The organism is Dryocola clanedunensis (assembly GCF_038405435.1).
GTDB lineage: Bacteria > Pseudomonadota > Gammaproteobacteria > Enterobacterales > Enterobacteriaceae > Dryocola > Dryocola clanedunensis_A.
Map to the genome: position 1 here is coordinate 1 of NZ_JBBYHZ010000068.1, position 775 is coordinate 775.

1 protein-coding gene is annotated in these 775 nt (G+C 66.2%); it reads left to right on the forward strand.

From position 1 onward, the window contains the following. Positions 1 to 775: TRAP transporter large permease (locus AAE045_RS23410; protein ID WP_455549709.1), on the forward strand; the 775-nt coding region annotated here is incomplete at both ends.

Sequence of the window (775 nt, forward strand, 5' to 3'; positions counted from 1 at the left end):
TCGATCGCCGATCTGTTCGCGGCCGGCATCGTGCCGGCGCTGCTGATGACCGTCGCCCTGATGATCACCGGCTACGTGGTCGCGCGCCGTCGCGGCTATGGCGTGGAAATCTTCCCCGGCTGGCGGGCGGTGCTGCTGCGGCTGGTCTCGGCCCTGCCCGGCCTGGGCCTGGTCGCGCTGATCTTCATCGGTATCCGCGCCGGCATCTTCACCGCGGTGGAAAGCGCGGCGATCGCCGTGGTCTACGCCCTGCTGGTGACCACGGTGCTGTATCGCCAGCTGGACTGGCGCGAGTTCCTCGGCACGGTCACCCATGCCGCGCGCAGTACCGGCGTGATCCTGTTCGTGATCGCGACCGCGGCGGTGTTCGGCTGGCTGCTGGCCTATCTGGAAGTGCCGTCGGCGGCGGTCAATTTCCTGCAGTCGTTCGCGCACAGCCAGTTCATGGTGCTGTTGATGATCGTGATCATGCTGTTGCTGCTGGGCACCTTCATGGATCTGGCGCCGATGATCCTGATCTGCACGCCGATCTTCCTGCCGGTGGCCAAGGCCTACGGCATCGATCCGATCCACTTCGGCCTGGTGCTGGTGCTGACCGGTGGCCTTGGCCTGGTGACGCCGCCGGTGGGCTCGGTGCTGTTCATCGGTACCGCGATCGGCAAGATCAGCGTGGGTGAGAGCATGCGCTCGATCTGGCCGTTCTGGTTCGCTGCCCTCGGCGTGCTGCTGATCGTCACCTTCTTCCCGGAAATGTCGCTGTGGCTGCCCGCCCTGC